This is a genomic window from Streptomyces sp. 4N124 (assembly GCF_052245395.1).
Taxonomy (GTDB): domain Bacteria; phylum Actinomycetota; class Actinomycetes; order Streptomycetales; family Streptomycetaceae; genus Streptomyces.
In genome coordinates, this window is record NZ_JBQQBS010000017.1 from 89,381 (window position 1) to 115,937 (window position 26,557).

31 protein-coding genes are annotated in these 26,557 nt (G+C 65.8%); all 31 read right to left on the reverse strand.

The features are described 5' to 3' along the window. Positions 1-170 precede the first annotated feature (170 nt). Positions 171-626, reverse strand: a complete 456-nt coding sequence (rplO, locus tag ACTWQO_RS19310; protein WP_014674382.1) for a 50S ribosomal protein L15 — start codon at positions 624-626, stop codon at positions 171-173. 2 nt (positions 627-628) lie between these two features. After that, entirely contained in the window at positions 629-811 is a 183-nt protein-coding gene (gene rpmD, locus ACTWQO_RS19315; protein WP_005481207.1) for a 50S ribosomal protein L30, read from the reverse strand. Beyond that, complete coding sequence (rpsE, locus tag ACTWQO_RS19320) at positions 811-1,419, reverse strand: 30S ribosomal protein S5 (protein WP_030671799.1); 609 nt, start codon at positions 1,417-1,419, stop codon at positions 811-813. The genes rpmD and rpsE overlap by 1 nt, the downstream gene beginning before the upstream one ends. 40 nt (positions 1,420-1,459) lie before the next feature. Beyond that, complete coding sequence (rplR, locus tag ACTWQO_RS19325) at positions 1,460-1,843, reverse strand: 50S ribosomal protein L18 (protein WP_301983287.1); 384 nt, start codon at positions 1,841-1,843, stop codon at positions 1,460-1,462. Positions 1,844-1,846: 3 nt separating this feature from the next. Continuing rightward, positions 1,847-2,386 carry a 50S ribosomal protein L6 gene (gene rplF, locus ACTWQO_RS19330; RefSeq protein WP_210572735.1) on the reverse strand — a complete coding sequence of 180 codons (540 nt, stop codon included), beginning with the start codon at positions 2,384-2,386 and terminating at the stop codon, positions 1,847-1,849. Between the two features lie 24 nt (positions 2,387-2,410). Further along, the gene (gene rpsH / locus ACTWQO_RS19335; RefSeq protein WP_015658459.1) at positions 2,411-2,809 is read right to left on the reverse strand and encodes a 30S ribosomal protein S8; all 399 of its coding nucleotides are present in this window, start codon (positions 2,807-2,809) and stop codon (positions 2,411-2,413) included. Positions 2,810-3,019: 210 nt separating this feature from the next. Beyond that, entirely contained in the window at positions 3,020-3,205 is a 186-nt protein-coding gene (locus ACTWQO_RS19340) for a type Z 30S ribosomal protein S14 (protein ID WP_003948630.1), read from the reverse strand. A 5-nt stretch (positions 3,206-3,210) separates the two neighbouring features. Further along, complete coding sequence (rplE, locus tag ACTWQO_RS19345) at positions 3,211-3,768, reverse strand: 50S ribosomal protein L5 (protein WP_307661676.1); 558 nt, start codon at positions 3,766-3,768, stop codon at positions 3,211-3,213. Next, positions 3,768-4,091, reverse strand: coding sequence for a 50S ribosomal protein L24 (gene rplX, locus ACTWQO_RS19350; protein ID WP_003992365.1), 324 nt, complete (start codon positions 4,089-4,091; stop codon positions 3,768-3,770). The genes rplE and rplX overlap by 1 nt, the downstream gene beginning before the upstream one ends. Positions 4,092-4,093: 2 nt before the next feature. Then, positions 4,094-4,462, reverse strand: a complete 369-nt coding sequence (gene rplN / locus ACTWQO_RS19355) for a 50S ribosomal protein L14 (RefSeq protein WP_003998823.1) — start codon at positions 4,460-4,462, stop codon at positions 4,094-4,096. Positions 4,463-4,634: 172 nt separating this feature from the next. Continuing rightward, positions 4,635-4,922, reverse strand: coding sequence for a 30S ribosomal protein S17 (rpsQ, locus tag ACTWQO_RS19360; RefSeq protein WP_003992363.1), 288 nt, complete (start codon positions 4,920-4,922; stop codon positions 4,635-4,637). Further along, positions 4,922-5,146, reverse strand: a complete 225-nt coding sequence (rpmC, locus tag ACTWQO_RS19365) for a 50S ribosomal protein L29 (protein WP_010036720.1) — start codon at positions 5,144-5,146, stop codon at positions 4,922-4,924. The genes rpsQ and rpmC overlap by 1 nt, the downstream gene beginning before the upstream one ends. Continuing rightward, the gene (gene rplP, locus ACTWQO_RS19370; RefSeq protein WP_155058647.1) at positions 5,146-5,565 is read right to left on the reverse strand and encodes a 50S ribosomal protein L16; all 420 of its coding nucleotides are present in this window, start codon (positions 5,563-5,565) and stop codon (positions 5,146-5,148) included. The genes rpmC and rplP overlap by 1 nt, the downstream gene beginning before the upstream one ends. Positions 5,566-5,570: 5 nt before the next feature. Continuing rightward, positions 5,571-6,407 (reverse strand): 30S ribosomal protein S3, encoded by an 837-nt coding sequence (rpsC, locus tag ACTWQO_RS19375; RefSeq protein ID WP_171143557.1) that lies wholly within the window; start codon positions 6,405-6,407, stop codon positions 5,571-5,573. Next, on the reverse strand, positions 6,407-6,754 hold the full coding sequence (rplV, locus tag ACTWQO_RS19380) for a 50S ribosomal protein L22 (RefSeq protein WP_155058649.1): 348 nt from the start codon (positions 6,752-6,754) through the stop codon (positions 6,407-6,409). The genes rpsC and rplV overlap by 1 nt, the downstream gene beginning before the upstream one ends. A gap of 41 nt (positions 6,755-6,795) precedes the next feature. After that, on the reverse strand, positions 6,796-7,077 hold the full coding sequence (rpsS, locus tag ACTWQO_RS19385) for a 30S ribosomal protein S19 (RefSeq protein WP_007384069.1): 282 nt from the start codon (positions 7,075-7,077) through the stop codon (positions 6,796-6,798). 12 nt (positions 7,078-7,089) lie between these two features. Further along, a complete protein-coding gene (rplB, locus tag ACTWQO_RS19390) occupies positions 7,090-7,926 on the reverse strand; it encodes a 50S ribosomal protein L2 (protein WP_059192905.1) in 837 nt (278 codons plus the stop codon). A gap of 38 nt (positions 7,927-7,964) precedes the next feature. Then, complete coding sequence (gene rplW, locus ACTWQO_RS19395) at positions 7,965-8,384, reverse strand: 50S ribosomal protein L23 (RefSeq protein ID WP_210572716.1); 420 nt, start codon at positions 8,382-8,384, stop codon at positions 7,965-7,967. After that, complete coding sequence (gene rplD, locus ACTWQO_RS19400) at positions 8,384-9,040, reverse strand: 50S ribosomal protein L4 (RefSeq protein WP_301983281.1); 657 nt, start codon at positions 9,038-9,040, stop codon at positions 8,384-8,386. The genes rplW and rplD overlap by 1 nt, the downstream gene beginning before the upstream one ends. Positions 9,041-9,048: 8 nt before the next feature. After that, on the reverse strand, positions 9,049-9,693 hold the full coding sequence (rplC, locus tag ACTWQO_RS19405; RefSeq protein ID WP_301983280.1) for a 50S ribosomal protein L3: 645 nt from the start codon (positions 9,691-9,693) through the stop codon (positions 9,049-9,051). A 17-nt stretch (positions 9,694-9,710) separates the two neighbouring features. After that, positions 9,711-10,019 carry a 30S ribosomal protein S10 gene (rpsJ, locus tag ACTWQO_RS19410; protein ID WP_003948644.1) on the reverse strand — a complete coding sequence of 103 codons (309 nt, stop codon included), beginning with the start codon at positions 10,017-10,019 and terminating at the stop codon, positions 9,711-9,713. A gap of 418 nt (positions 10,020-10,437) precedes the next feature. Next, positions 10,438-11,616 (reverse strand): acyltransferase family protein, encoded by a 1,179-nt coding sequence (locus ACTWQO_RS19415; protein ID WP_443238583.1) that lies wholly within the window; start codon positions 11,614-11,616, stop codon positions 10,438-10,440. Positions 11,617-11,894: 278 nt separating this feature from the next. After that, complete coding sequence (gene tuf / locus ACTWQO_RS19420; RefSeq protein WP_155058653.1) at positions 11,895-13,088, reverse strand: elongation factor Tu; 1,194 nt, start codon at positions 13,086-13,088, stop codon at positions 11,895-11,897. Between the two features lie 155 nt (positions 13,089-13,243). Continuing rightward, complete coding sequence (fusA, locus tag ACTWQO_RS19425) at positions 13,244-15,370, reverse strand: elongation factor G (protein WP_443238584.1); 2,127 nt, start codon at positions 15,368-15,370, stop codon at positions 13,244-13,246. A 41-nt stretch (positions 15,371-15,411) separates the two neighbouring features. Further along, positions 15,412-15,882 (reverse strand): 30S ribosomal protein S7, encoded by a 471-nt coding sequence (rpsG, locus tag ACTWQO_RS19430; protein WP_003998848.1) that lies wholly within the window; start codon positions 15,880-15,882, stop codon positions 15,412-15,414. Between the two features lie 2 nt (positions 15,883-15,884). Further along, complete coding sequence (gene rpsL, locus ACTWQO_RS19435; RefSeq protein ID WP_003948652.1) at positions 15,885-16,256, reverse strand: 30S ribosomal protein S12; 372 nt, start codon at positions 16,254-16,256, stop codon at positions 15,885-15,887. A 307-nt stretch (positions 16,257-16,563) separates the two neighbouring features. Beyond that, a complete protein-coding gene (locus tag ACTWQO_RS19440; protein WP_443238585.1) occupies positions 16,564-17,160 on the reverse strand; it encodes a DUF1707 and DUF4190 domain-containing protein in 597 nt (198 codons plus the stop codon). A gap of 156 nt (positions 17,161-17,316) precedes the next feature. Continuing rightward, a complete protein-coding gene (locus ACTWQO_RS19445; protein ID WP_443238586.1) occupies positions 17,317-21,216 on the reverse strand; it encodes a DNA-directed RNA polymerase subunit beta' in 3,900 nt (1,299 codons plus the stop codon). Positions 21,217-21,318: 102 nt separating this feature from the next. Further along, entirely contained in the window at positions 21,319-24,804 is a 3,486-nt protein-coding gene (gene rpoB / locus ACTWQO_RS19450; protein ID WP_443238587.1) for a DNA-directed RNA polymerase subunit beta, read from the reverse strand. Positions 24,805-25,411: 607 nt separating this feature from the next. Next, the gene (gene rplL, locus ACTWQO_RS19455; RefSeq protein ID WP_443238631.1) at positions 25,412-25,795 is read right to left on the reverse strand and encodes a 50S ribosomal protein L7/L12; all 384 of its coding nucleotides are present in this window, start codon (positions 25,793-25,795) and stop codon (positions 25,412-25,414) included. Positions 25,796-25,904: 109 nt separating this feature from the next. After that, entirely contained in the window at positions 25,905-26,435 is a 531-nt protein-coding gene (rplJ, locus tag ACTWQO_RS19460; protein ID WP_328358887.1) for a 50S ribosomal protein L10, read from the reverse strand. Between the last annotated feature and the right edge of the window lie 122 nt (positions 26,436-26,557).

The following is a 26,557-nucleotide window of genomic DNA, read 5'->3' on the forward strand; positions in this document are numbered from 1 at the left end:
GTAACGGTCAACTGCCGCTCTGAGTGCCCCACGTGAAGCACTCAGTAAAAGTTGGCAGTGCAGGCCACCTTACCCGTGGGACTGCCACCCTTGGAACGACCAACCGGGGATACCCCATTTGTGGGTATCCCCGGTCGGGATCGCTCAAGTCATCAAGACGCCTGAGGTGTTCAGACGAGCTCGGTGACGGTGCCGCCGGCGGCGGTGATCTTCTCCTTGGCGGAGCCGGAGACGGCGTCGACCGTCACCTGCAGCGCCACGGAGATCTCGCCCTGGCCGAGCACCTTGACGAGGCTGTTCTTGCGAACGGCACCCTTGGCCACCAGACCCTCGACGGTGACCTCGCCACCCTCGGGGTAGAGCGCGGCCAGCTTGTCGAGGTTCACGACCTGGTACTCGGTCTTGAACGGGTTCTTGAAGCCCTTCAGCTTCGGGAGACGCATGTGGAGGGGCATCTGCCCACCCTCGAAGCGCTCCGGAACCTGGTAGCGGGCCTTGGTGCCCTTGGTACCACGACCGGCCGTCTTACCCTTCGACGCCTCACCACGACCCACACGGGTCTTGGCGGTCTTGGCGCCCGGGGCCGGACGGAGGTTGTGGATCTTGAGCGGGTTCTGCTCCGCCATGATCAGTCGACCTCCTCGACCGTCACGAGGTGGCGGACGGTGTGCACCATGCCGCGGAACTCGGGACGATCCTCCTTGACGACCTGCGTGTTGATGCCCTTGAGACCAAGGGAGCGCAGGGTGTCACGGTGGTTCTGCTTGCTGCCGATGTACGACTTCGTCTGCGTGATCTTGAGCTGAGCCATTACGCAGCACCAGCCCCGGCACGCGCACGCAGCAGAGCCGCGGGAGCGACGTCCTCGAGCGGCAGACCACGGCGAGCCGCGATCTCCTCGGGACGCTGCAGGCCCTTCAGGGCCTCCACGGTCGCGTGCACGATGTTGATCGCGTTCGACGAGCCGAGCGACTTCGACAGCACGTCGTGGATACCGGCGCACTCCAGGACGGCACGCACGGGACCACCGGCGATAACACCGGTACCCGGCGAAGCCGGCTTGAGGAGAACGACGCCGGCAGCCTTCTCACCCGTGATCGGGTGCGGGATGGTGCCCTGGATCCGGGGGACCTTGAAGAAGTGCTTCTTGGCCTCCTCAACACCCTTGGCGATGGCGGCCGGCACCTCCTTGGCCTTGCCGTAACCGACACCCACGGTGCCGTCACCGTCGCCCACTACGACGAGCGCAGTGAAGCTGAAGCGACGACCACCCTTCACAACCTTGGCGACGCGGTTGATCGCGACAACGCGCTCAACGTACGCGGTCTTCTCGGCGGCAGCTGCGCCGCCGTCACGGCCCTTCCGGTCCCGCCGCTCGCCGCCACCGGCACCGCCACCGCGGCGCTGGGGTCCAGCCATTGGAATTACCTCTCTCTGTCTCCGCTAGCTACGGAACCGACTAGAACTTCAGTCCGGCTTCGCGGGCGGCGTCCGCCAGGGCGGCGATGCGCCCGGCGTACTGGTTGCCACCACGGTCGAATACGACGGCCTCGACGCCCGCGGCCTTGGCGCGCTCGGCGACCAGGGCGCCGACCTGCTTGGCCTGTGCGGACTTGTCGCCCTCGCCACCGCGCACCGAGGTGTCCAGGGTGGACGCCGACGCCAGGGTGTGACCCTTGATGTCGTCGATCACCTGGGCCACGATGTGGCGGTTGGAGCGGGTAACGACCAGACGGGGACGCTCCGCCGTACCCGAGACCTTCTTACGGATCCGGATGTGACGGCGCTTGATCGCGGCGCGCTTGTAGGCGTCGCCCTTAAGGATCTTCTGTCCGTATGCCATGGCTTACTTACCCGCCTTTCCGACCTTGCGGCGGATGACTTCGCCCTCGTACTTGACGCCCTTGGCCTTGTACGGGTCGGGCTTGCGCAGCTTGCGGATGTTGGCCGCAACCTCGCCGACCTTCTGCTTGTCGATGCCCTCGACCGAGAACCGCGTCGGGTTCTCGACCTTGAAGGTGATGCCCTCGGGCGCCTCGACGGTGATCGGGTGGCTGTAGCCGAGCGCGAACTCGAGGTTCGAACCCTTGGCCTGCACGCGGTAACCGACACCGCTGATCTCGAGCTTCTTCACGTAACCCTGGGTCACGCCGGTGATCATGTTCGCCACCAGCGTGCGGGACAGGCCGTGCAGGGCCTTGTTCTGACGCTCGTCGTTCGGACGCACGACGTTCAGCACGCCGTCCTCGCCCTTAGCGATCTCGATCGGCGCCGCAATGGTGTGGGAGAGGGTGCCCTTGGGGCCCTTCACCTGGACCGTACGGCCATCGATGGTGACGTCCACGCCGGCGGGAACCGTGATGGGGAGCTTGCCAATGCGCGACATAGCTGTTTCCTCCGTTCCCTTCCGCTACCAGACGTAGGCGAGAACTTCTCCGCCTACGCCCTTCTTGCCGGCCTGCTTGTCGGTGAGAAGCCCGTGGGACGTGGAGATGATCGCCACGCCGAGGCCGCCGAGCACCTTCGGCAGGTTGGTGGACTTCGCGTACACCCGGAGACCGGGCTTGGAGATCCGCTTGATGCCCGCGATGGAGCGCTCACGGTTGGGGCCGAACTTCAGCTCCAGGACGAGGTTCTTGCCGACCTCGGCGTCCTCGACCTTCCAGCCCGTGATGAAGCCCTCCTGCTGGAGGATCTCCGCGATGTGCGACTTGATCTTCGAGTGCGGCATCGCCACGGTGTCGTGGTATGCCGAGTTCGCGTTCCGCAGACGCGTAAGCATGTCTGCGATCGGATCAGTCATGGTCATGAATTGGCCTTCGGCCTCTCTCGCCGGGGTTTCCTGGTGCGCCATCCCTCTCCCCGATCCGAGACGGGACGGGTGCGGCGCGGTGGACCTACGGCGTAGTAAGTCGTATGGGCGTCAGGCGCCCAACCCTCCAAGCCTAAGCCATGGAGAGGTGGGCTCCTGACACTGCCCTTTACTTACCGAGAGCCTCTGGAATCCCGAAGTACGGGACTACCAGGAGCTCTTGGTCACGCCCGGCAGCTCGCCACGGTGAGCCATCTCACGAAGGCACACGCGGCACAGGCCGAACTTGCGGTACACGGAGTGCGGACGGCCGCAGCGCTGGCAGCGCGTGTAGCCACGTACGCCGAACTTGGGCTTACGAGCAGCCTTGGCAATCAGAGCCTTCTTCGCCATCTCGCTTACGCCTCCTTGAAGGGGAAGCCGAGGTGACGAAGGAGCGCGCGGCCCTCAGCGTCGTTGGTCGCCGTGGTGACCACGGTGATGTCCATACCCCGGACGCGGTCGATCTTGTCCTGGTCGATCTCGTGGAACATGACCTGCTCCGTGAGACCGAAGGTGTAGTTGCCACGGCCGTCGAACTGCTTGGGGGACAGACCGCGGAAGTCGCGGATGCGCGGCAGCGCGAGCGACAGGGTGCGGTCCAGGAACTCCCACATGCGGTCGCCACGGAGCGTGACGTGGGCACCGATCGGCTGACCCTCACGCAGCTTGAACTGCGCGATGGACTTGCGGGCCTTGGTGACGGCCGGCTTCTGACCGGTGATCGTGGTGAGGTCGCGGATAGCGCCGTCGATCAGCTTGGAGTCGCGGGCGGCGTCGCCCACACCCATGTTGACCACGATCTTGACGAGGCCGGGGATCTGCATGACGTTCTCGTAGGAGAACTCCTCACGCAGCTTGCCCGCGATCTCCTCGCGGTACTTCGTCTTCAGACGCGGAGTGGTGGTGGTAGCCATCAGATGTCCTCACCCGTCCGCTTGGCAACGCGGATCTTGTTGCCTTCGTCGTCGAAGCGGTAACCGACACGCGTGACGACCTTGTTGCCGTCCTTCTCAACGACCAGCTGGACGTTGGAGACGTGGATCGGCGCCTCGGTCGTGACGATGCCACCGGCCTGCGAACCGCGAGCGGTCGGACCGGCCTTGGTGTGCTTCTTGACCCGGTTGACACCCTCGACCAGGACACGGTCCTCACGGGGGAAGGCCGCGATGACCTTGCCCTGCTTGCCCTTGTCCTTACCGGTGATGACCTGGACCAGGTCGCCCTTCTTGATCTTCATGCTTACAGCACCTCCGGCGCGAGCGAGATGATCTTCATGAACTTCTTCTCGCGCAGCTCACGGCCGACGGGGCCGAAGATACGGGTGCCGCGAGGGTCGCCGTCGTTCTTCAGAATGACGGCGGCGTTCTCGTCGAAGCGGATGTACGAGCCGTCCGGACGGCGGCGCTCCTTGACGGTGCGAACGATGACCGCCTTGACGACGTCACCCTTCTTCACGTTGCCACCGGGGATCGCGTCCTTGACGGTGGCGACGATGACGTCACCGATGCCCGCGTAGCGGCGACCGGAGCCACCGAGCACACGGATGCAAAGGATTTCCTTCGCACCAGTGTTGTCGGCGACACGCAGTCGCGACTCCTGCTGGATCACGTCTATCTCCTGTTTGTCTGCCGGTTCCCGCAGCGCCCCTACGGGACGACCCTGCGAGCCTGGCGGAACCGTCCTGCGGGTAGTTCCCGCAGGAATTACTTAAGCCTCTTGCAAGCGAAACCCGCGCCGGGGGCAGAGCCCCCGGCGGGGCAGCGGGGCGAACCCCGCTTGATTACTTCGCCTTCTCGAGGATCTCGACGACGCGCCAGCGCTTCGTCGCGGACAGCGGCCGGGTCTCCATGAGGAGGACACGGTCGCCGACACCCGCGGCGTTCTGCTCGTCGTGCGCCTTGAGCTTGTTCGTACGGCGGATGACCTTGCCGTACAGCGCGTGCTTGACGCGGTCCTCGACGGCGACGACGACGGTCTTGTCCATCTTGTCGCTGACGACGAGACCCTCACGGGTCTTGCGGAAGCCGCGCGCCTCTGCGGTCTGCTCAGTCACGTTGCTCTCACTCATCAGGCGCTCTCCACCGTCTCGATGCCCAGCTCGCGCTCACGCATGAGGGTGTAGATCCGCGCGATGTCCTTACGGACGGCCTTGAGCCGACCGTGGTTCTCGAGCTGTCCGGTCGCCGCCTGGAAGCGGAGGTTGAACAGCTCTTCCTTGGCCTCGCGGAGCTTGTTGAGGAGCTCCTCGTTGCCCAGCTCGCGCAGCTCTGACGCCTTGGTACCGGCCGACATCACGCTTCACCTGCCTCGCGCTTGACGATCTTGCACTTCATCGGCAGCTTGTGAGCCGCACGGGTCAGGGCCTCGCGCGCGATCTTCTCGTTGGGGTACGACAGCTCGAACATCACACGCCCGGGCTTGACGTTGGCCACCCACCACTCGGGAGAACCCTTACCGGAACCCATGCGGGTCTCGGCGGGCTTCTTCGTCAGGGGGCGGTCCGGGTAAATGTTGATCCAGACCTTGCCGCCACGCTTGATGTGACGGGTCATGGCGATACGAGCCGCTTCGATCTGGCGGTTCGTGACGTACGCCGGGGTCATCGCCTGGATGCCGTATTCGCCGAACGCAACCTGCGTGCCACCCTTGGACATGCCGGAGCGCTTCGGGTGGTGCTGCTTGCGGTGCTTGACCCTACGGGGGATCAGCATGTCGGTCAGGCCTCCGTTCCGGTGCTCTCAGCCGGAGCGGCAGCCGCCGGAGCCTCGGCCTTGGGGGCCTCGGCAGCGGGAGCCTGCTGCGGCTTACGACCGCGACCGCCGCGCTCGCCACCACGGCCACCACGGGCCGGGCGGTCGGCGCCGCCGCCACCACGAGCCGGGCGGTTGCCGGCACGGGCCGCGGCGTTCTCGGCGCGGACCTCGGCGATGTTCTTGACGTCGCCCTTGTAGATCCAGACCTTCACACCGATACGGCCGAAGGTCGTCTTGGCCTCGAAGAAGCCGTAGTCCACGTTCGCGCGGAGCGTGTGCAGGGGCACACGGCCCTCGCGGTAGAACTCCGAGCGGGACATCTCGGCGCCGCCGAGACGGCCACCGCACTGGATCTTGATGCCCTTGGCGCCGGCCTTCATGGCGGACTGCATGCTCTTACGCATGGCCCGACGGAAGGAGACGCGGGAGGACAGCTGCTCGGCGACGGCCTGGGCCACCAGCTGAGCGTCCGTCTCCGGGTTCTTGACCTCGAGGATGTTCAGCTGGACCTGCTTGCCGGTCAGCTTCTCCAGGTCACCGCGGATGCGGTCGGCCTCGGCGCCACGGCGGCCGATGACGATGCCCGGACGAGCGGTGTGGATGTCCACACGCACGCGGTCACGGGTGCGCTCGATCTCCACCTTCGAGATACCGGCGCGCTCCATGCCGGACGTCATCATCCGACGGATGGCGACGTCTTCCTTGACGTAGTCCTTGTACAGCTTGTCGGCGTACCAACGCGACTTGAAGTCGGTCGTGACACCGAGGCGGAACCCATGCGGGTTTACCTTCTGGCCCATTACCGGGTTCCTTCCTTGCTGCTGACGACCACGGTGATGTGGCTGGTCCGCTTGCGGATCCGGTAGGCACGGCCCTGGGCGCGCGGACGGAACCGCTTCAGGGTCGGGCCCTCGTCGACGTACGCCTCGGAGATGAAGAGGCTGTCGGCGTCGGTGTGGTCGTAGTTGTGCGCGGCGTTGGCAATGGCGCTGTCGAGCACCTTGCCGACCGGCTCGGAGGCGGCCTGCGGAGCGAATCGCAGGACCGCCTGGGCCTCCGTGGCGTCCATGCCACGGATGAGGTCCACCACGCGGCGGGCCTTCATGGGCGTGACGCGGATGTACCGCGCCTGGGCCCTGGCTTCCATGGTTGTCCCTTTCAGGTTTCTTTGTCTGAATGCGATCCGCGTTAGCGGCGCTTCGACTTCCGGTCGTCCTTGACGTGACCCCGGAAGGTGCGCGTCGGCGAGAACTCGCCGAGCTTGTGGCCGACCATCGACTCGGTGACGAACACCGGGATGTGGGTCTTGCCGTTGTGCACCGCGATCGTGTGGCCGAGCATGGCCGGGACGATCATCGAGCGACGGGACCAGGTCTTGATGACGTTCTTGGAACCGGCTTCGTTCTGGGCGTCCACCTTCTTGATCAGGTGGTCGTCGACGAAGGGCCCCTTCTTGAGACTGCGCGGCATCTAAACCCGCTCCTAGCGCTTCTTGTTCGTCTTGCGGCGGCGGACGATGTACTTGTTCGACGCCTTCTTGGGCGAACGAGTACGTCCTTCCTTCTGACCCCAGGGGCTGACCGGGTGGCGACCACCGGAGGTCTTGCCCTCACCACCACCGTGCGGGTGGTCAACCGGGTTCATCGCCACACCGCGAACGGTCGGGCGGACGCCCAGCCAGCGCTTGCGGCCGGCCTTGCCCCAGTTGATGTTGGACTGCTCGGCGTTGCCGACCTCGCCGACGGTGGCGCGGCAGCGCACGTCGACCAGGCGGATCTCACCGGACGGCATACGGAGGTGGGCCATCTGGCCCTCCTTCGCGAGCAGCTGCACGGAGGCACCGGCGGAGCGGGCGAACTTGGCGCCGCCACCCGGACGGAGCTCGATCGCGTGGATCGTGGTACCGACCGGGATGTTGCGGAGCGCCAGGTTGTTGCCCGGCTTGATGTCGGCCCCGGGACCGTTCTCGACGCGGTCACCCTGCTGCAGGTTGCGCGGGGCGAGGATGTAGCGCTTCTCGCCGTCGGCGTAGTGCAGCAGCGCGATGCGCGCGGTGCGGTTGGGGTCGTACTCGATGTGCGCGACCTTCGCCGGCACGCCGTCCTTGTCATGGCGACGGAAGTCGATGACACGGTAGGCGCGCTTGTGTCCGCCACCCTGGTGGCGAACGGTCACACGACCGGCGTTGTTACGGCCGCCCTTGCTGTGCAGCGGGCGGACCAGCGACTTCTCCGGCGTGGACCGCGTGACCTCGACGAAGTCGGCGACGCTGGAACCACGACGGCCCGGCGTAGTCGGCTTGTACTTGCGGATTCCCATTTCTCAGTCCTCGTCCGATATCGGACGATCCGACCCGCTTACGCGGTCGGACCGCCGAAGATGTCGATACGGTCGCCCTCAGCGAGGGTCACGATCGCGCGCTTGGTCGCCGCACGCTGGCCGAAGCCGGTGCGGGTCCGCTTGCGCTTGCCCTGACGGTTGATCGTGTTGACCCCGGTGACCTTGACCGAGAAGACCGCCTGGACGGCCTGCTTGATCTGGGTCTTGTTGGCACTCGGGTCGACCAGGAACGTGTACTTGTTCTCGTCGATGAGCGCGTAGCTCTTCTCGGACACCACCGGCTTCAGCAGGACGTCACGGGGATCCGTGTACGCCTTGCTCGCCGGGGTGACGACGGTGTTCTTGCCCTCGGTGGCGTGGCGACGCGCCTTGGCGACGCGCGCGGCCTTGGCCTTCTTGGCGGCCTTGGAGGCAATGGCGGGGTGACGGATGGCCATCAGACCTCGCTCCCTTCGGTGTCATTGGCCTTCGGGCCGGACACGAAGGACTCGAAGGCGGCCTGGGTGAAGACCACGTCGTCCGAGACGAGAACGTCGTACGTGTTCAGCTGGCCCGGCTCCAGGATGTGGACCTGGGGCAGGTTGCGGGCGGACAGCCACGCGGCCTCGTCGGCACGGTCGATGACGAGCAGCAGGTTCTTGCGCTCGCTGATCTTGCCGAAGAGCGTCTTCGCGGCCTTCGTCGACGGGCTCTCGCCCTCGATGACGCCGGAGACGACGTGGATGCGGTTGTTGCGGGCCCGGTCGGTGAGGGCGTGGCGCAGGGCCGCGGCCTTCATCTTCTTCGGGGTCCGCTGCGAGTAGTCACGCGGCTGCGGGCCGTGGACGACGCCACCGCCGGCGAACTGCGGCGCACGGGTCGAGCCCTGACGGGCGCGGCCGGTGCCCTTCTGGCGGTAAGGCTTCTTGCCACCACCACGGACTTCGCCGCGGCGCTTGGTCTTGTGGGTGCCCTGGCGGGCAGCGGCCAGCTGCGCGACGACGACCTGGTGAAGCAGCGGAACGCTGATCTTCTCTACGTCGAAGATCTCCGCGGGGAGCTCGACGCTTCCGGCCTTCTCGCCGGCGGGCGAAAGGATGTCAACAGTGCTCATCGGTTACCTCAGGCCCCCTTGGCCGCGGTGCGGACCAGGACGAGGCCGCCGTTCGGACCGGGAACCGCGCCCTTGATGAGCAGCAGACCCTTCTCCGCGTCAACGGCGTGGACGGTCAGGTTCTGGGTGGTGACCCGCTCATTGCCCATACGACCCGCCATGCGGAGGCCCTTGAACACACGGCCCGGGGTGGCGCAGCCACCGATGGAACCGGGAGAGCGGTGCTTGCGCTGGGTGCCGTGTCCGGCGCCGAGGCCACGGAAGTTGTGGCGCTTCATGACACCGGCGAAGCCCTTGCCCTTGCTCTTGCCGGTCACGTCGACCTTGATCCCGGCCTCGAACACCTCAGCGGTGATCTCCTGGCCGAGGGTGTACTCGCTGGCGTCAGCGGTACGGATCTCGACGAGGTGGCGACGGGGGGTGACGTCGGCCTTGGCGAAGTGACCCTTGAGGGGCTTGTTCACCTTGCGCGGGTCGATCTCGCCGAAGGCGATCTGGACCGACTCGTAGCCGTCACTGTCATTCGTACGGACCTGGGTCACGACGTTCGGGCCGGCCTTGACGACGGTGACCGGAACAACACGGTTGTTCTCGTCCCACACCTGCGTCATGCCGAGCTTCTCGCCCAGGATGCCCTTGATCTGCTTGGTCATTCTCAGCTCACCGACCCTCAGAGCTTGATCTCGATGTCGACACCGGCCGGGAGGTCGAGTCGCATCAGAGAGTCAACGGTCTTGGGGGTGGGGTCGAGAATGTCGATCAGGCGCTTGTGCGTGCGCATCTCGAAGTGCTCGCGCGAGTCCTTGTACTTGTGCGGCGACTTGATGACGCAGTACACGTTCTTCTCAGTGGGCAGCGGCACCGGGCCCGCGACCGACGCACCAGTACGCGTCACCGTCTCGACGATCTTCTTCGCCGAGGAGTCGATGACCTCGTGGTCGTAGGCCTTGAGCCGGATGCGGATCTTCTGTCCCGCCATGGCTACTAGTAGTCCTGTCTCTCGTTTAACGCTCTGGAACCCGATGTTCCGAACACTCCACCTCCGACCCACGCGGTCGGGCGTGTCGCACTCTCGCTGACACGGATGTCCCATCTCTGGAACTTCCCTGCTGGGAAAGCACGGCCGGGGGTGAAGACCCACCGGGTGCCTGGCCGGTGCCGCACTGACACTTCCCGAAAGATTCCCGTACGTCCGTCCCAGCGCTGCCGTGAGGCAGTTAGGACGACGAGTACTGTGGGACTCGCTTCCGGTCCTCCCGGCGGGAGGCGCGCAGCATCAACACTCGACCGAGCAACTCGGACAGTCTGCCATATGGGGCAGGGGCCTGGCCAATCGAGCCGGAGAGAATACCCCGAGCGTGACGCAGGTCAAACACAGGGCTGCGTGGCCGAAGGCCTCAGGCCGCGCGCTGGAAGCCCCGCAGCCGTACGAAGGACGAGTCCAGCCCCTTCTTCAGCGCCCGTGCCGCCGGACGTTCCACGAGCCGGTGCACCAGCCAGCTCAGCACCATGAAGCCGGCGATGAGGGAGGCGACCAGCAGGCGGGGGTCCATCGTGTCGTGCAGGCGGCTGATGAGGACCGTACCGGCGACGTAGTGCACGAGGTAGAGCGGATAGGTCAGGCAGCCCGCCGTCACCAGCCACCTCCACTGGATGCGGTCGGTGTAGCCGAGGGCGATGGCGACCATGAACAGCATGAAGGCGGTGAAGATGACCACCGCGCCGCGCCAGCTGCTGACGCCCTCGTGCCCGACCCGCTCCCCCAGCTCCAACTGGCCCATGAGCCAGGCCATCGCGAGGATGCCCCACAGGAGCAGGTCCTGGCCGAAGCGGTGCATCAGGTAGAGGGCGAGGCCGGCGATGAAGTACCAGGCGGCGCTGGGGTCCGCGACGAGGACCATGAGCGGGAATTCGGAGATGGGGGCGAGCATCGCGGCCGCGCCCCAGACGCAGCAGAAGATGATGACCCTGCGGTAGGTCAGGCCCATGGCGACGACGATGAGGAACAGCAGATAGAACCGCAGCTCCGACCAGAGCGTCCAGTACACGCCGTCGACGTGCGGCACGCCCGAACCCGCTTGCAGCATCGTCAGGTTGAAGAGCACCTTCCGCATCGACAGCCGCTCCCACACCCCGGGCATGAGCACCAGCACGGCGGTCGTGAAGAAGACCGCGAACCAGTAGGCCGGGTAGAGGCGGATCACCCGCGACACGAAGAAGTCCTTGGGCGTACGGCCCCAGCAGGACATGCAGATCACGAAGCCGCTGATCACGAAGAAGATCTCGACGCCGATCCAGCCGAAGGACGAGACACGGAACACCGTCGGCATGATCTCCGACACCGGGCGGTCCCAGATCACGTTGCCCGGCCGGTTGACCCGGCTCGTGCCGACGAAGTGGTGCAGGACCACCATCAGGGCGGCGAGCAGGCGGATGCCGTCGAGGACGTAGAGCCTGGGGCGCTGCCGGGCAACGCGGGTGGGCCGGTCCGGGCTTGGCGCGCGGGTCAGTTGTGGTGGGCGCTGGGCCACCACGGCCGGCATCGGCACCGACAAACGGCTGCGCACACCCTGCATCAAGAGACCTTGCCATCCTCGGTAGTTGCTCGGAGCCCGACGGCCACGGACGACCGTTCACGCTACGGCTGTACGTTCCGCCCCACCGGGACAGAAAAGAACATTCCTCGCGCGGCCGTTTCGAAATTGCCGGAACTCTCGCCAATCCGCCCCACAACGTTCGACTAGGTTTCACCTGGCCACAGCACAACCATCGGAATTGTTCGAATAGGGCGCATGGAGAAGGGGCCCGCACGACCGAAGTCGTACGGGCCCCTTCAGAGACCTACCGGGTCAGATCACTTGTTGATCTTGGTGACCTGGCCGGCGCCCACGGTCCGGCCACCCTCACGGATGGCGAACTTCAGGCCCTCCTCCATGGCGACGGGCTGGATGAGCTCCACCTTCATCTCGGTGTTGTCACCCGGCATGACCATCTCGGTGCCCTCGGGGAGGGTCACCACGCCGGTCACGTCCGTCGTACGGAAGTAGAACTGCGGGCGGTAGTTGTTGAAGAACGGCGTGTGGCGGCCACCCTCGTCCTTGGACAGGATGTAGGCCTGCGCCTCGAACTCGGTGTGCGGGGTGACCGAGCCCGGCTTGATGATGACCTGGCCGCGCTCGACGTCCTCGCGCTTGATGCCACGAAGCAGCAGACCGACGTTCTCACCGGCCTGACCCTCGTCGAGCAGCTTGCGGAACATCTCGATGCCGGTGACCGTGGTGGTGGTCTTCTCCTGCTTGATGCCCACGATGTCGACGGTCTCGTTGACCTTGAGGACACCACGCTCGATACGACCGGTGACGACGGTGCCACGACCGGTGATCGTGAAGACGTCCTCGATCGGCATCAGGAACGGCTTGTCGACGTCACGCTCGGGCTGCGGGATGTTCTCGTCCACGGCCTGCATCAGGTTCAGGACCGACTGGCCCCACTCCTTGTCGCCCTCAAGGGCCTTGAGCGCCGAGACCTTGACGACCGGCAGGTCGTCGCCCGGGAACTCGTACTCGGAGAGCAGCTCACGGACCTCGAGCTCGACGAGCTCCAGGATCTCCTCGTCGTCCACCATGTCGGCCTTGTTCAGGGCGACGACGATGTACGGAACGCCGACCTGGCGGGCCAGGAGCACGTGCTCCTTGGTCTGCGGCATCGGGCCGTCGGTGGCGGCGACCACGAGGATGGCGCCGTCCATCTGGGCAGCACCGGTGATCATGTTCTTGATGTAGTCCGCGTGACCGGGGCAGTCGACGTGGGCGTAGTGACGCGTCTCCGTCTGGTACTCGACGTGCGCGATGGAGATGGTGATACCGCGCTGGCGCTCCTCAGGAGCCTTGTCGATCTGGTCGAAGGCCGAGGCCTCGTTCAGGTCCGGGTACGCGTCGTGCAGCACCTTGGTAATGGCGGCCGTGAGGGTCGTCTTACCGTGGTCGATGTGACCGATGGTGCCGATGTTGACGTGCGGCTTAGTCCGCTCGAACTTCGCCTTCGCCACTGGGGTCCTCCTGTGGAGTGGTTCTGAACGCCTTGCTTCATCGGCGCCAGGTGATCTTTGCTGGAAAGCCCGGGCCCGGGGCATTCGCACCACGATTGTGGCGGAATGCCCCCTGAGGCTCCGGAGTCAAGCCTAAAGCGTGTGAACGGAGTGCGTTACTCGCCCTTGGCCTTCGCGATGATCTCCTCGGCGACGTTCCGCGGAACCTCGGCGTAGGAGTCGAACTGCATCGAGTAGCTTGCGCGACCCGATGTCTTGCTGCGGAGGTCTCCGACGTAGCCGAACATCTCCGAGAGGGGCACGAGGCCCTTCACGACGCGGGCACCGGCCCGCTCCTCCATGGCCTGGATCTGACCACGGCGGGAGTTGATGTCGCCGATGACCTCACCCATGTAGTCCTCGGGCGTGGTGACCTCGACGGCCATCATCGGCTCGAGCAGCACGGGGCTGGCCTTGCGCGCGGCCTCCTTGAAGGCCTGCGAACCGGCGATCTTGAACGCGAGCTCGGAGGAGTCGACCTCGTGGTAGGCACCGTCGAGAAGCGTGACGCGGACGCCCGTCATCTCGTACCCGGCGAGGATGCCGAACTGCATGGCCTCCTGCGCACCGGCGTCGACCGAAGGGATGTACTCCTTCGGGATACGACCACCGGTCACCTTGTTCACGAACTCGTACGAGGCGTCGCCGCCCTCGATGGGCTCGATCGCGATCTGCACCTTGGCGAACTGACCGGTACCACCGGTCTGCTTCTTGTGGGTGTAGTCCACGCGCTCGACGGCCTTGCGGATCGTCTCGCGGTACGCGACCTGCGGCTTGCCGACGTTGGCCTCGACCTTGAACTCACGGCGCATACGGTCGACCAGCACCTCGAGGTGCAGTTCGCCCATACCGCCGATGATGGTCTGGCCGGTCTCCTCGTCCGAGTGGACCTGGAAGGACGGGTCCTCCTCGGCCAGGCGCTGGATCGCGACGCCCAGCTTCTCCTGGTCGCCCTTCGACTTGGGCTCGATGGCGACCTGGATGACCGGCGCCGGGAAGTCCATGGACTCCAGGATCACCGGGTTCTTGTCGTCGGCCAGCGTCTCACCGGTGGTGGTCTGCTTCAGGCCCATGACGGCGACGATGTCACCGGCGCCCACCGACTCGATCTCCTCACGCTTGTTCGCGTGCATGCGGTAGATCTTGCCGATGCGCTCCTTCCTGCCCTTGACGGAGTTCAGCACGGCGGTGCCGGACTCCAGGCGGCCCGAGTAGACCCGGACGAAGGTGAGCTTGCCGAGGTGCGGGTCGCTCATGATCTTGAACGCAAGGGCGGACAGCGGCTCGTCGTCGGACGGCTTGCGCTTGACGACCAGCTCCGGGTCCTTGACGTCGTGGCCCTCGATGGCCTCGACGTCGAGCGGGGAGGGGAGGTAGCGCACGACCGCGTCGAGCAGGGGCTGAACGCCCTTGTTCTTGAACGCGGTACCGCAGAACACCGGGGTGACGGTGGTGTCGCTGGACTTGCCGGACGCGATGGTGACGCGACGGATCGCGGCGTACAGCTGCTCCGCGGAAGGCTCCTCGCCCTCCAGGTACAGCTCCATGATCTCTTCGTCGTTCTCGGCCACGGCCTCCAGCAGCTTGCCGCGGTACTCCTCGGCAGCCTCGGTGTGCGTGTCCGGGATGTCGACGACGTCGTACATCTCGCCCTTGGTGGCCTCGGCGGACCACACGAACGCCTTCATGGTGACCAGGTCGACGACGCCCTTGAAGTCGGCCTCGGCACCGATCGGGAGCTGCATGACGATCGGCTGCGCGCCCAGACGGTCCGAGATCATGTCCACGCAGCGGTGGAACTCGGCGCCCGTGCGGTCGAGCTTGTTCACGAAGCAGATGCGCGGAACGCCGTAGCGGTCCGCCTGACGCCACACCGTCTCGGACTGCGGCTCAACGCCGGCGACGCCGTCGAACACCGTCACGGCACCGTCGAGCACACGCAGCGAACGCTCCACCTCGACGGTGAAGTCCACGTGGCCCGGGGTGTCGATGATGTTGATGGTGTGGTCGACGTCTTCCAGCGGCCAGTGACAGGTGGTGGCAGCAGAGGTGATCGTGATGCCACGCTCCTGCTCCTGCTCCATCCAGTCCATGGTGGCAGCGCCGTCGTGGACCTCACCGATCTTGTACGAAACGCCGGTGTAGAACAGGATCCGCTCGGTGGTTGTCGTCTTGCCCGCGTCGATGTGGGCCATGATGCCGATATTGCGCACCTTGGCCAGGTCAAGCGAAGTGGTAGCCATAAGGCTTTCGTCTTCTCTCGGTTCTCTCGATGGGGTAGCGACTACCAGCGGTAGTGCGCGAAGGCCTTGTTGGACTCGGCCATCTTGTGCGTGTCCTCGCGCTTCTTGACGGCCGCACCAAGGCCGTTCGAAGCGTCGAGAAGCTCGTTGAGCAGACGCTCGGTCATGGTCTTCTCGCGACGGGCGCGGGAGTAACCGACCAGCCAGCGCAGCGCCAGGGTGTTGGCACGGCCGGGCTTGACCTCGACCGGGACCTGGTAGGTGGCGCCACCGACACGGCGGGACTTGACCTCGAGGGTCGGCTTGATGTTCTCGAGAGCGCGCTTGAGGGTGATGACCGGGTCGTTGCCGGTCTTCTCGCGCAGGCCCTCCATGGCGCCGTAAACGATCCGCTCGGCAGTGGAGCGCTTACCGTTCAGCAGCACCTTGTTGATGAGCGACGTGACAAGAGGAGAACCGTAGACCGGGTCGATGATGACCGGGCGCTTCGGGGCGGGGCCCTTACGAGGCATTCTTACTTCTCCTTCTTGGCGCCGTAGCGGCTGCGGGCCTGCTTGCGGTTCTTCACACCCTGGGTGTCAAGGGAACCGCGGATGATCTTGTAGCGAACACCCGGCAGGTCCTTCACACGGCCACCACGCACGAGCACGATGGAGTGCTCCTGCAGGTTGTGTCCCTCACCCGGAATGTAAGCGGTGACCTCGATCCCGCTGGTCAGACGCACACGCGCGACCTTACGCAGGGCCGAGTTCGGCTTCTTCGGGGTGGTCGTGAACACACGCGTGCAGACGCCGCGGCGCTGAGGGGAACCCTCGAGTGCGGGCGTCTTGTTCTTCTCGACCTTGTCCTGCCGGCCCTTGCGGACCAGCTGCTGGATCGTAGGCACTACTTCTCCGGTTTCTGTGTGCCGAATGTGAAGCTAACCTGGAACGTCGCCGACCCACGCGGTCGGGTGTGTCGAACCCGCAGACTCCCGCCGCAAGGCAGAAAGAGGCGCAGATTACGGTGGCCGCTCTCGGACCCCAGTGCGGTTGAAGGCACGCACGAGAGCCAGGGCACACCCCAGGCACAAGGTCTGAGCGTACCTACCTCATTCGCTGCGGTCAAAACAAATGGGCCTCGGCCGGATCGCGGCAGGGAGCATGTCAAGCCCCTGTGCGGCTGATGATCTTCGAATCGACGATCCGCGCGCGTCACGCGGACGCGGCGGCGGCCACGATCATCGCGGTCAGTAGGATCGCCCATCCCACCGTGGACAGCCAGCCGATCACCAGCCCCGTGAGCGCGAGCGCATCGCCCGCCTCCCCGGTCCGGCGGATCTCGGCACGGGCGGCGTGGCCCAGGACCACCGCGGGGACGCCGGCCAGCCCGAACGTCAGCAGACACAGCGCACCGCACACCGCGGAGCCGACCGCCTTGCCGTTCGTCTGCGGCCGGGCCGGCAGAAACGTCCCCGGCACGCTTGTGACGGGCGCAGGGTGCGGTACGGGCCCCTGCGGCAGGTCGGCGACCAGCAGCGCCAGCTCACCCACCGTACGGGCCGCGTAGGCCCGTCCGACCCGCTTCTCGAACTCCGCCTGCTCCAGCCGCCCCTCGCCGAACCCCGCTCTGAGCACGTCCACGGCACGCTCACGGTCGGCGTGCGAGGCGAGCATGGACGGGCTGCCCTGGCCGGCCCATGGCTGCGGGACACCGGCCCCCTGCCACCGCTGCGGGGCAGGACTCCCGCTTCCCTGCCACGACTGCGGCGTGCCGTTGCCCTGCCACGGCTGCCACGACGGGTGCGTCATGGAGCACCTCCCCCGTACTGGTCGGAGTGCCTCCATCATGCGCCGAAACCGGCATCTCCGGCACCAGGGACGACCCGGAGAAAACCCCGAGAGGTCCCTGAGACGCCGAAAGGCGGCCACCCCGAGAGGTGACCGCCTTCAGTTCAAGCGACTCGCTTACTGGTTGTACGGACCGTAGTCGTAGTCCTCCAGCGGAACGGCCTGGCCGGAGCCCGTGCCGAACGGCGAGTAGTCGATGTCGTCGTAGCCGACGGCCGAGTACATCGCGGCCTTGGCCTCCTCGGTCGGCTCGACCCGGATGTTGCGGTAGCGGGACAGACCCGTACCGGCCGGGATGAGCTTACCGATGATGACGTTCTCCTTGAGGCCGATGAGGCTGTCGGACTTGGCGTTGATCGCCGCGTCCGTCAGAACTCGGGTCGTCTCCTGGAAGGAGGCGGCCGACAGCCAGGATTCCGTCGCCAGCGAGGCCTTGGTGATACCCATCAGCTGCGGACGACCGGAGGCCGGGTGACCGCCCTCCTGGACCACACGACGGTTCTCGGTCTCGAACTTCGTGCGCTCGACCAGCTCGCCGGGCAGCAGCTCGGCGTCGCCGGACTCGATGATCGTCACCCGGCGCAGCATCTGCCGGATGATGATCTCGATGTGCTTGTCGTGGATCGACACACCCTGCGAGTTGTAGACCTTCTGGACCTCGCCGACCAGGTGGACCTGGACGGCACGCTGGCCCAGGATGCGCAGCACGTCGTGCGGGTTGGTGGCACCCACGGTGAGCTTCTGGCCCACCTCGACGTGCTCGCCCTCGCTGACCAGGAGCCGGGCACGCTTCGAGATCGGGAACGCCGTCTCGTCGCTGCCGTCGTCCGGGGTGATGACGATCTTCTTGGTCTTCTCGGTCTCCTCGATCCGCACGCGGCCCTGGGCCTCGGAGATCGGGGCGACACCCTTCGGGGTACGGGCCTCGAAGAGCTCGACGACACGCGGCAGACCCTGGGTGATGTCGTCACCGGCCACACCACCGGTGTGGAAGGTACGCATCGTCAGCTGGGTGCCGGGCTCACCGATGGACTGGGCGGCGATGATGCCGACCGCCTCACCGATGTCGACCAGCTTGCCGGTGGCCAGCGAACGGCCGTAGCACATGGCGCAGGTGCCGACCTGGGACTCACAGGTCAGGATCGAACGGGTCTTCACCTGCTCGATGCCGTGGCGCACCAGCTGGTCGATGAGCACATCGCCGAGGTCCACGTTGGCCGGCGCGATCACCTTGCCGTCGACGACGACGTCCTCGGCGAGCATGCGGGCGTAGACGCTGGTCTCGACGTCATCGGTCTTGCGGAGCGTGCCGTCGGCGCCGCGCTCGGCGATCTTCAGCTTCAGACCGCGCTCGGTACCGCAGTCCTCCTCGCGGATGATCACGTCCTGCGAGACGTCCACCAGACGACGGGTCAGGTAACCCGAGTCGGCGGTACGCAGGGCGGTGTCGGCGAGACCCTTACGGGCACCGTGCGTGGAGATGAAGTACTCCAGCACGGAGAGGCCCTCACGGAACGAGGCCTTGATCGGACGCGGAATCGTCTCGTTCTTGGCGTTCGACACCAGACCACGCATACCGGCAATCTGACGCATCTGCATCATGTTGCCTCGTGCACCCGAGTTCACCATCATGAAGATCGGGTTGGTCTTCGGGAAGTTCTCGTTCATGGCCTCGGCAACCTCGTTGGTCGCCTTGGTCCAGATCGCGATGAGTTCCTGGGTGCGCTCGTCCTTGGTGATCAGACCGCGCTCGTACTGCTTCTGGACCTTCTCGTCCTGCGCCTCGTAACCCTTGACGATCTCCTTCTTCGCCTCGGGAACGACGACGTCGGAGATGGCCACGGTGACGCCGGAACGGGTCGCCCAGTAGAAGCCGGCCGCCTTCAGGTTGTCGAGCGTCGCCGCCACGATGACCTTGGGGTAGCGCTCGGCGAGGTCGTTGACAATCTCGGAGAGCTGCTTCTTGCCGACCTCGTAGTCGACGAACGGGTAGTCCTCGGGCAGCAGCTCGTTGAAGAGCGCCCGGCCAAGGGTCGTCTTCAGACGGAAGCTGTCACCCTGCTGCCACTCCGGGTCGCCCTCCTCCTGCGCCGGCGGGGTCCAGCCGCGCGGCGGGATGGTGCCGACGGGGAAGCGGATGTCGACCTTCGACTGGAGCGAGAGCTCGCCCGCGTCGAACGCCATGATCGCCTCGGCCGCCGAGCCGAAGGACCGGCCCTCGCCCTTGACGTCCCGCATCTCGCTGTCGGTGGTGAGGAAGAACAGACCGAGGACCATGTCCTGGGTCGGCATCGTCACCGGACGGCCGTCCGCGGGCTTGAGGATGTTGTTCGAGGACAGCATCAGGATGCGCGCCTCGGCCTGCGCCTCCGCGGACAGCGGAAGGTGTACGGCCATCTGGTCACCGTCGAAGTCCGCGTTGAACGCGGTGCAGACGAGCGGGTGGATCTGGATGGCCTTGCCCTCGACCAGCTGCGGCTCGAAGGCCTGGATGCCGAGGCGGTGCAGGGTGGGCGCACGGTTCAGCAGAACCGGGTGCTCGGCGATGACCTCTTCGAGGACGTCGTACACGACCGTGCGGCCGCGCTCCACCATGCGCTTGGCGCTCTTGATGTTCTGCGCGTGGTTCAGGTCGACCAGGCGCTTCATCACGAACGGCTTGAAGAGCTCCAGCGCCATCGCCTTCGGCAGACCGCACTGGTGCAGCTTCAGCTGCGGACCGACGACGATCACGGAACGCGCGGAGTAGTCCACACGCTTACCGAGCAGGTTCTGACGGAATCGACCCTGCTTGCCCTTCAGCATGTCGCTGAGGGACTTCAGCGGGCGGTTACCGGGACCGGTGACCGGACGGCCACGACGGCCGTTGTCGAAGAGGGCGTCAACAGCCTCCTGAAGCATGCGCTTCTCGTTGTTGACGATGATCTCGGGCGCGCCGAGGTCGAGGAGCCTCTTCAGTCGGTTGTTCCGGTTGATCACACGGCGGTACAGGTCGTTCAGGTCGGAGGTCGCGAAGCGGCCACCGTCCAGCTGCACCATCGGGCGAAGGTCCGGCGGGATGACCGGGACGCAGTCGAGGACCATGCCCTTGGGGCTGTTGGAGGTCTGCAGGAAGGCAGACACGACCTTCAGCCGCTTCAGCGCACGGGTCTTCTTCTGGCCCTTGCCGGTACGGATGATCTCGCGGAGACGCTCGGCCTCCTCGTCGAGGTCGAAGGACTCCAGGCGCTTCTGCAGCGCCGCGGCACCCATCGAACCGTCGAAGTACGTACCGAAGCGGTCCCGCAGCTCGCGGTAGAGCAGCTCGTCGCCCTCGAGGTCCTGGACCTTGAGGTTCTTGAACCGGGTCCACACCTCGTCGAGCCGGTCGATCTCGCGCTGCGCACGGTCACGCAGCTGCTTCATCTCCCGCTCGGCGCCCTCACGGACCTTCCGGCGTACGTCGGCCTTGGCGCCCTCGGCCTCCAGCTCGGCCAGGTCGGCCTCGAGCTTCTTGGCGCGGGCCTCCAGGTCGGCGTCCCGACGGTTCTCGACCTGCTGCCGCTCGACGGAGACATGCGCCTCCAGGGAGGGCAGGTCGCGGGTACGGCGCTCCTCGTCGACGTACGTGATCATGTACGCCGCGAAGTAGATGACCTTCTCGAGGTCCTTGGGCGCCAGGTCCAGCAGGTAGCCGAGGCGCGACGGGACACCCTTGAAGTACCAGATGTGCGTGACGGGGGCGGCCAGTTCGATGTGGCCCATCCGCTCACGGCGCACCTTGGCGCGAGTCACCTCGACGCCGCAGCGCTCACAGATGATGCCCTTGAACCGGACACGCTTGTACTTGCCGCAGTAGCACTCCCAGTCCCGGGTCGGACCGAAGATCTTCTCGCAGAAGAGTCCGTCCTTTTCGGGCTTGAGCGTGCGGTAGTTGATCGTCTCGGGCTTCTTGACCTCGCCGTGGCTCCACTGACGGATGTCGTCAGCGGTGGCCAGGCCGATCCGGAGCTCGTCGAAGAAGTTGACGTCGAGCACTATGCGTCAATCCCTCTCAGGGTCGTAAGTCTTGGGGTCTGAAACGGGGTCCCGGGGTCGGCGGGCCTTTGCTGATCTCTCAGAAAGGCCCGCCGGACTCCGTCAGACCTCTTCGACGCTGCTCGGCTCACGCCGGGACAGGTCGATGCCGAGCTCCTCCGCAGCGCGGAAGACATCCTCGTCGGTGTCACGCATCTCGATGGACATACCGTCGCTGGACAGCACCTCCACATTCAGGCAGAGAGACTGCATCTCCTTGATGAGCACCTTGAAGGACTCGGGGATGCCGGGCTCAGGGATGTTCTCGCCCTTGACGATGGCCTCGTAGACCTTCACGCGGCCGGTGACGTCGTCGGACTTGATGGTCAGCAGCTCCTGGAGGGCGTACGCGGCGCCATAAGCCTCCAGCGCCCACACCTCCATCTCGCCGAACCGCTGGCCACCGAACTGGGCCTTACCACCCAGCGGCTGCTGGGTGATCATCGAGTACGGACCGGTCGAACGGGCGTGCAGCTTGTCGTCGACCAGGTGGTGCAGCTTCAGGATGTACATGTAGCCGACCGAGATCGGCTCCGGGAACGGCTCACCGCTACGGCCGTCGAACAGCCGCGCCTTACCGGACGGGAGGACCATGCGGTCGCCGTCGCGGTTCGGGATGGTGTGCTGCAGCAGACCGGCCAGCTCGTCCTCGCGCGCACCGTCGAAGACGGGGGTCGCGACGTTCGTGCCCGCGTCGACCTGGTCGGCGCCGATCGCCTGGAGGCGCTGCGCCCACTCGTCGGCGAGGCCGGAGACGTCCCAGCCGCGGCTGGCGAGCCAGCCGAGGTGGATCTCCAGAACCTGTCCCGGGTTCATTCGGGACGGGACACCCAGCGGGTTGAGGATGATGTCGACCGGGGTGCCGTCCTCCAGGAACGGCATGTCCTCGATCGGCAGGATCTTGGAGATGACGCCCTTGTTGCCGTGCCGGCCGGCGAGCTTGTCACCGTCGGTGATCTTGCGCTTCTGCGCCACGTACACGCGCACCAGCTGGTTCACACCGGGGGGAAGCTCGTCGCCCTCCTCACGGTCGAAGACGCGGACGCCGATGACCTTGCCGGTCTCGCCGTGCGGCACCTTCAGCGAGGTGTCACGGACCTCACGGGCCTTCTCACCGAAGATCGCGCGCAGCAGGCGCTCCTCCGGCGTCAGCTCGGTCTCGCCCTTGGGCGTGACCTTGCCGACGAGGATGTCACCGGCGATGACCTCGGCGCCGATGCGGATGATGCCGCGCTCGTCGAGGTCGGCGAGGACCTCCTCGGAGACGTTCGGGATGTCCCGGGTGATCTCCTCGGGGCCGAGCTTGGTGTCACGGGCGTCGACCTCGTGCTCCTCGATGTGGATCGAGGAGAGGACGTCGTCCTGCACGAGGCGCTGCGACAGGATGATCGCGTCCTCGTAGTTGTGACCCTCCCACGGCATGAACGCCACGAGCAGGTTCTTGCCCAGCGCCATCTCGCCCTGCTGGGTGGCCGGACCGTCGGCGAGGACCTGGCCCTCGATGATCCGGTCGCCCTCGTGGACGATGACCTTCTGGTTGACCGAGGTGCCCTGGTTGGAGCGGGCGAACTTGGCCAGGCGGTACGTGATGTACGTGCCGTCGTCGTTGGCGGTGGTGATGTAGTCCGCGGAGACCTCCTGGACGACACCCGCCTTCTCGGCCTTGACCACGTCACCGGCGTCGACGGCGGAGCGGTACTCCATGCCGGTGCCGACGAGCGGGGCCTCGGACTTGATGAGCGGCACGGCCTGACGCATCATGTTCGCGCCCATGAGGGCACGGTTGGCGTCGTCGTGCTCGAGGAACGGAATCATGGCGGTCGCTACCGACACCATCTGGCGCGGCGAGACGTCCATGTAGTCGACGTCGTCACCGGGGACGTAGTCGACCTCGCCGCCACGGCGGCGGACCAGCACGCGGGACTCCTCGAACCGGAAGTCCTCGGAGAGCGGCGCGTTGGCCTGCGCGATGACGAACCGGTCCTCCTCGTCGGCGGTCAGGTAGTCGACCTCGTCGGTGACGACACCGTCGACGACCTTGCGGTACGGCGTCTCGATGAAGCCGAACGCGTTGACCCGGCCGTAGGAGGCGAGCGAGCCGATCAGACCGATGTTCGGGCCTTCAGGCGTCTCGATCGGGCACATGCGGCCGTAGTGCGACGGGTGAACGTCACGGACCTCGAAGCCGGCCCGCTCGCGGGAGAGACCACCCGGGCCGAGGGCGTTCAGACGACGCTTGTGCGTCAGCCCCGACAGCGGGTTGTTCTGGTCCATGAACTGGGACAGCTGGCTGGTGCCGAAGAACTCCTTGATGGAGGCGACGACCGGCCGGATGTTGATCAGGGTCTGCGGCGTGATCGCCTCGACGTCCTGCGTGGTCATGCGCTCACGCACGACGCGCTCCATACGGGCGAGACCCGTACGGACCTGGTTCTGGATCAGCTCGCCGACGCTGCGGATACGACGGTTGCCGAAGTGGTCGATGTCGTCGGTCTCGACCATGATCGAGCGACCGGACTCGCCGACCGTCTCGGTCTCACCGGCGTGCAGCTTCACCAGGTACTTGATGGTGGCGATGATGTCGTCGGTGGTGAGCACACCGGCGTCCAGCGGCTCGTCCGCGCCGAGCTTCTTGTTCACCTTGTAGCGGCCGACCTTGGCGAGGTCGTAACGCTTCGGGTTGAAGTAGAGGTTCTCGAGCAGCGTCTGCGCGGCCTCCCGGGTGGGGGGCTCGCCCGGACGCAGCTTGCGGTAGATGTCGAGCAGCGCGTCGTCCTGGCCCTGGGTGTGGTCCTTCTCCAGGGTGGCGCGCATGGATTCGTACTCGCCGAACTCCTCCAGGATCTGCTCGGTGGTCCAGCCGAGAGCCTTCAGGAGAACGGTGACGGACTGCTTGCGCTTGCGGTCGATGCGGACACCGACCATGTCGCGCTTGTCGATCTCCATCTCCAGCCAGGCACCCCGGGACGGGATGATCTTGGCCGAGAAGATGTCCTTGTCGGACGTCTTGTCGATGGAGGAGTCGAAGTAGACGCCGGGCGAGCGGACCAGCTGGGACACCACGACACGCTCGGTGCCGTTGATGACGAAGGTGCCCTTGTTCGTCATGAGCGGGAAGTCGCCCATGAAGACGGTCTGGGACTTGATCTCGCCGGTCTCGTTGTTGGTGAACTCAGCCGTGACGAAGAGCGGGGCCGCGTACGTGAAGTCGCGCTCCTTGCACTCGTCGATGCTGTTCTTCGGGGGCTCGAAACGGTGGTCGCGGAAGGTCAGCGACATCGACCCGGAGAAGTCCTCGATCGGAGAGATCTCCTCGAAGATCTCCTCCAGACCGGACTTGGTGGGGACGTCCTGACCGGACTCCAGAGCCGCCTCGACCCGACTCTGCCAGGCGGTGTTGCCGAGCAGCCAGTCGAAGCTCTCGGTCTGCAGCGCGAGCAGGTTGGGAACCTCGAGGGGCTCCTTGATCTTTGCAAAGGAGATGCGCAGCGGGGCGGTGCTGGCGCCGTTGTTCGTATTCGCGGTCGAGGCAGTGCGCGAGGCGGCCAAGAGGGGGTCCTTCCGAGGGCTCGGACTCACTACGCGCGTACCGGTCCCCCTCATGCGCACAGAGACAGCACTCCCCGAATTGGCCAAAAGGCCAGGTCAGGGACGTTCTGATCGTCGGTGCTCAAGCGAGGGCATGCCCCTGGTGACGGGCAGGGGACAGCTAACAGGCAGCGCAAAGGGTCAGTGTAGCCACTTGGCACACTGATGTCCAGTGCGGGTTTTTCGAGACCCTCGTTGTTCTCGACACCTGCGCAAGCCCATGCCCTCAATGCACGTTGATACTGCCCTCTTCGTCGACGATCCATGCCTCGGATCCGGATCGTTGTGACGACGCGTCCTGAGAATTGCGCGCTGCGTGCGGTTCGTCAAGGCCCCCCTTGCCCAAACCGGGTGCTGCCATCGTCACTTGCGGCCGGCTTCGGAGGTGCCCGGAGACACGACGAAGATCACCATACTCCGCGCATCCGCCCGTGCAAGGCCGCCACAACCAGGCACCGGGAACGCCGAAGAGCGACCACCCGGATGGATGATCGCTCTTCGGTGCGCTCGCGTTACAGCCCTACGGCTGTATCAGCTCGCAAGAGTCCGTGTAGGGACTCTCAAGGTCTTACTTGACCTCGACGGAGGCGCCGGCGGCCTTGAGGGACTCGGCAGCCTTCTCGGCGGCCTCCTTGGCGACCTTCTCGACGACGGGCTTCGGAGCGCCGTCCACGAGGTCCTTGGCCTCCTTCAGGCCGAGGGAGGTCAGCTCACGCACGACCTTGATGACCTGGATCTTCTTGTCGCCGGCGCCGGTGAGGATGACGTCGAACTCGTCCTGCTCGGCCTCGGCCTCGGCCGGGGCGCCGGGGGCGGCGGGGCCGGCAACGGCGACCGCGGCGGCGGCGGTGACGTCGAACTTCTCCTCGAACGCCTTCACGAACTCGGAAAGCTGGATGAGGGTCATCGTCTCGAACTCGGCGAGCAGTTCGTCCTGGGTGAGAGCCACGATGGCTTCCTTCCACTAATTTTCGGCTGGTGCCGTGATGTACATGTCTGGCGGGCGTACGTTCGGCCCGCTACGACCTCCGCCTCAGGCGGTGGTCATTTCGCGAGCCGAGTTACTCGGCACCGCCCTGCTCGTCCTGCTTGGCGCGAAGCGCGTCCACGGTGCGGACGAGCTTCGACGGAAGCGCCTGGAAGACCTGGGCAGCCTGAGTCTGCTTGGCCTTGAAGGCACCCGCCAGCTTGGCGAGCAGAACCTCGCGGGACTCGAGGTCCGCGAGCTTCTTGATCTCGTCGGCGGACAGCGCCTTACCGTCAAGGACACCGCCCTTGATGACGAGGTTCGGGTTGTCCTTGGCGAAGTCACGAAGACCCTTCGCCGACACCACCGGGTCACCGGTGACGAAGGCGACCGCCGTCGGACCGTTGAACAGGTCGTCGAGCGTCGTGATCCCGGCCTCGTTGGCCGCAATCTTGGTCAGCGTGTTCTTCACCACGGCGTACTGGGCGTTCTCACCGAGCGAACGGCGCAGCGTCTTGAGCTGCGCCACGGTGAGACCCCGGTACTCGGTCAGCACGGCGGCGTTCGAGCTGCGGAACTGCTCCGTCAGCTCGGCTACCGCGGCAGCCTTGTCGGGCCTTGCCATAGAGCGTCGGCCTCCTTCCGGGTGTTGAGGACCGCTCGGAAGGGGCTGGGGTAAACGAAACGCCCCGGCGCAGGCGCACGGGGCGTAGCTCGACCAGAATTCCCATGAGACACGGGCATTCC

Coding starts and splice junctions, on each gene's coding strand:
- rplO (WP_014674382.1), bottom strand. CDS start 626: ATGGCGGAGCAGAACCCGCTCAAGATCCACAACCTCCGTCCGGCCCCG.
- rpmD (WP_005481207.1), bottom strand. CDS start 811: ATGGCTCAGCTCAAGATCACGCAGACGAAGTCGTACATCGGCAGCAAG.
- rpsE (WP_030671799.1), bottom strand. CDS start 1,419: ATGGCTGGACCCCAGCGCCGCGGTGGCGGTGCCGGTGGCGGCGAGCGG.
- rplR (WP_301983287.1), bottom strand. CDS start 1,843: ATGGCATACGGACAGAAGATCCTTAAGGGCGACGCCTACAAGCGCGCC.
- rplF (WP_210572735.1), bottom strand. CDS start 2,386: ATGTCGCGCATTGGCAAGCTCCCCATCACGGTTCCCGCCGGCGTGGAC.
- rpsH (WP_015658459.1), bottom strand. CDS start 2,809: ATGACCATGACTGATCCGATCGCAGACATGCTTACGCGTCTGCGGAAC.
- ACTWQO_RS19340 (WP_003948630.1), bottom strand. CDS start 3,205: ATGGCGAAGAAGGCTCTGATTGCCAAGGCTGCTCGTAAGCCCAAGTTC.
- rplE (WP_307661676.1), bottom strand. CDS start 3,768: ATGGCTACCACCACCACTCCGCGTCTGAAGACGAAGTACCGCGAGGAG.
- rplX (WP_003992365.1), bottom strand. CDS start 4,091: ATGAAGATCAAGAAGGGCGACCTGGTCCAGGTCATCACCGGTAAGGAC.
- rpsQ (WP_003992363.1), bottom strand. CDS start 4,922: ATGAGTGAGAGCAACGTGACTGAGCAGACCGCAGAGGCGCGCGGCTTC.
- rpmC (WP_010036720.1), bottom strand. CDS start 5,146: ATGTCGGCCGGTACCAAGGCGTCAGAGCTGCGCGAGCTGGGCAACGAG.
- rplP (WP_155058647.1), bottom strand. CDS start 5,565: ATGCTGATCCCCCGTAGGGTCAAGCACCGCAAGCAGCACCACCCGAAG.
- rpsC (WP_171143557.1), bottom strand. CDS start 6,407: ATGGGCCAGAAGGTAAACCCGCATGGGTTCCGCCTCGGTGTCACGACC.
- rplV (WP_155058649.1), bottom strand. CDS start 6,754: ATGGAAGCCAGGGCCCAGGCGCGGTACATCCGCGTCACGCCCATGAAG.
- rpsS (WP_007384069.1), bottom strand. CDS start 7,077: ATGCCGCGCAGTCTCAAGAAGGGGCCCTTCGTCGACGACCACCTGATC.
- rplB (WP_059192905.1), bottom strand. CDS start 7,926: ATGGGAATCCGCAAGTACAAGCCGACTACGCCGGGCCGTCGTGGTTCC.
- rplW (WP_210572716.1), bottom strand. CDS start 8,384: ATGGCCATCCGTCACCCCGCCATTGCCTCCAAGGCCGCCAAGAAGGCC.
- rplD (WP_301983281.1), bottom strand. CDS start 9,040: ATGAGCACTGTTGACATCCTTTCGCCCGCCGGCGAGAAGGCCGGAAGC.
- rplC (WP_301983280.1), bottom strand. CDS start 9,693: ATGACCAAGCAGATCAAGGGCATCCTGGGCGAGAAGCTCGGCATGACG.
- rpsJ (WP_003948644.1), bottom strand. CDS start 10,019: ATGGCGGGACAGAAGATCCGCATCCGGCTCAAGGCCTACGACCACGAG.
- ACTWQO_RS19415 (WP_443238583.1), bottom strand. CDS start 11,616: ATGCAGGGTGTGCGCAGCCGTTTGTCGGTGCCGATGCCGGCCGTGGTG.
- fusA (WP_443238584.1), bottom strand. CDS start 15,370: ATGGCTACCACTTCGCTTGACCTGGCCAAGGTGCGCAATATCGGCATC.
- rpsG (WP_003998848.1), bottom strand. CDS start 15,882: ATGCCTCGTAAGGGCCCCGCCCCGAAGCGCCCGGTCATCATCGACCCG.
- ACTWQO_RS19440 (WP_443238585.1), bottom strand. CDS start 17,160: ATGACGCACCCGTCGTGGCAGCCGTGGCAGGGCAACGGCACGCCGCAG.
- rplJ (WP_328358887.1), bottom strand. CDS start 26,435: ATGGCAAGGCCCGACAAGGCTGCCGCGGTAGCCGAGCTGACGGAGCAG.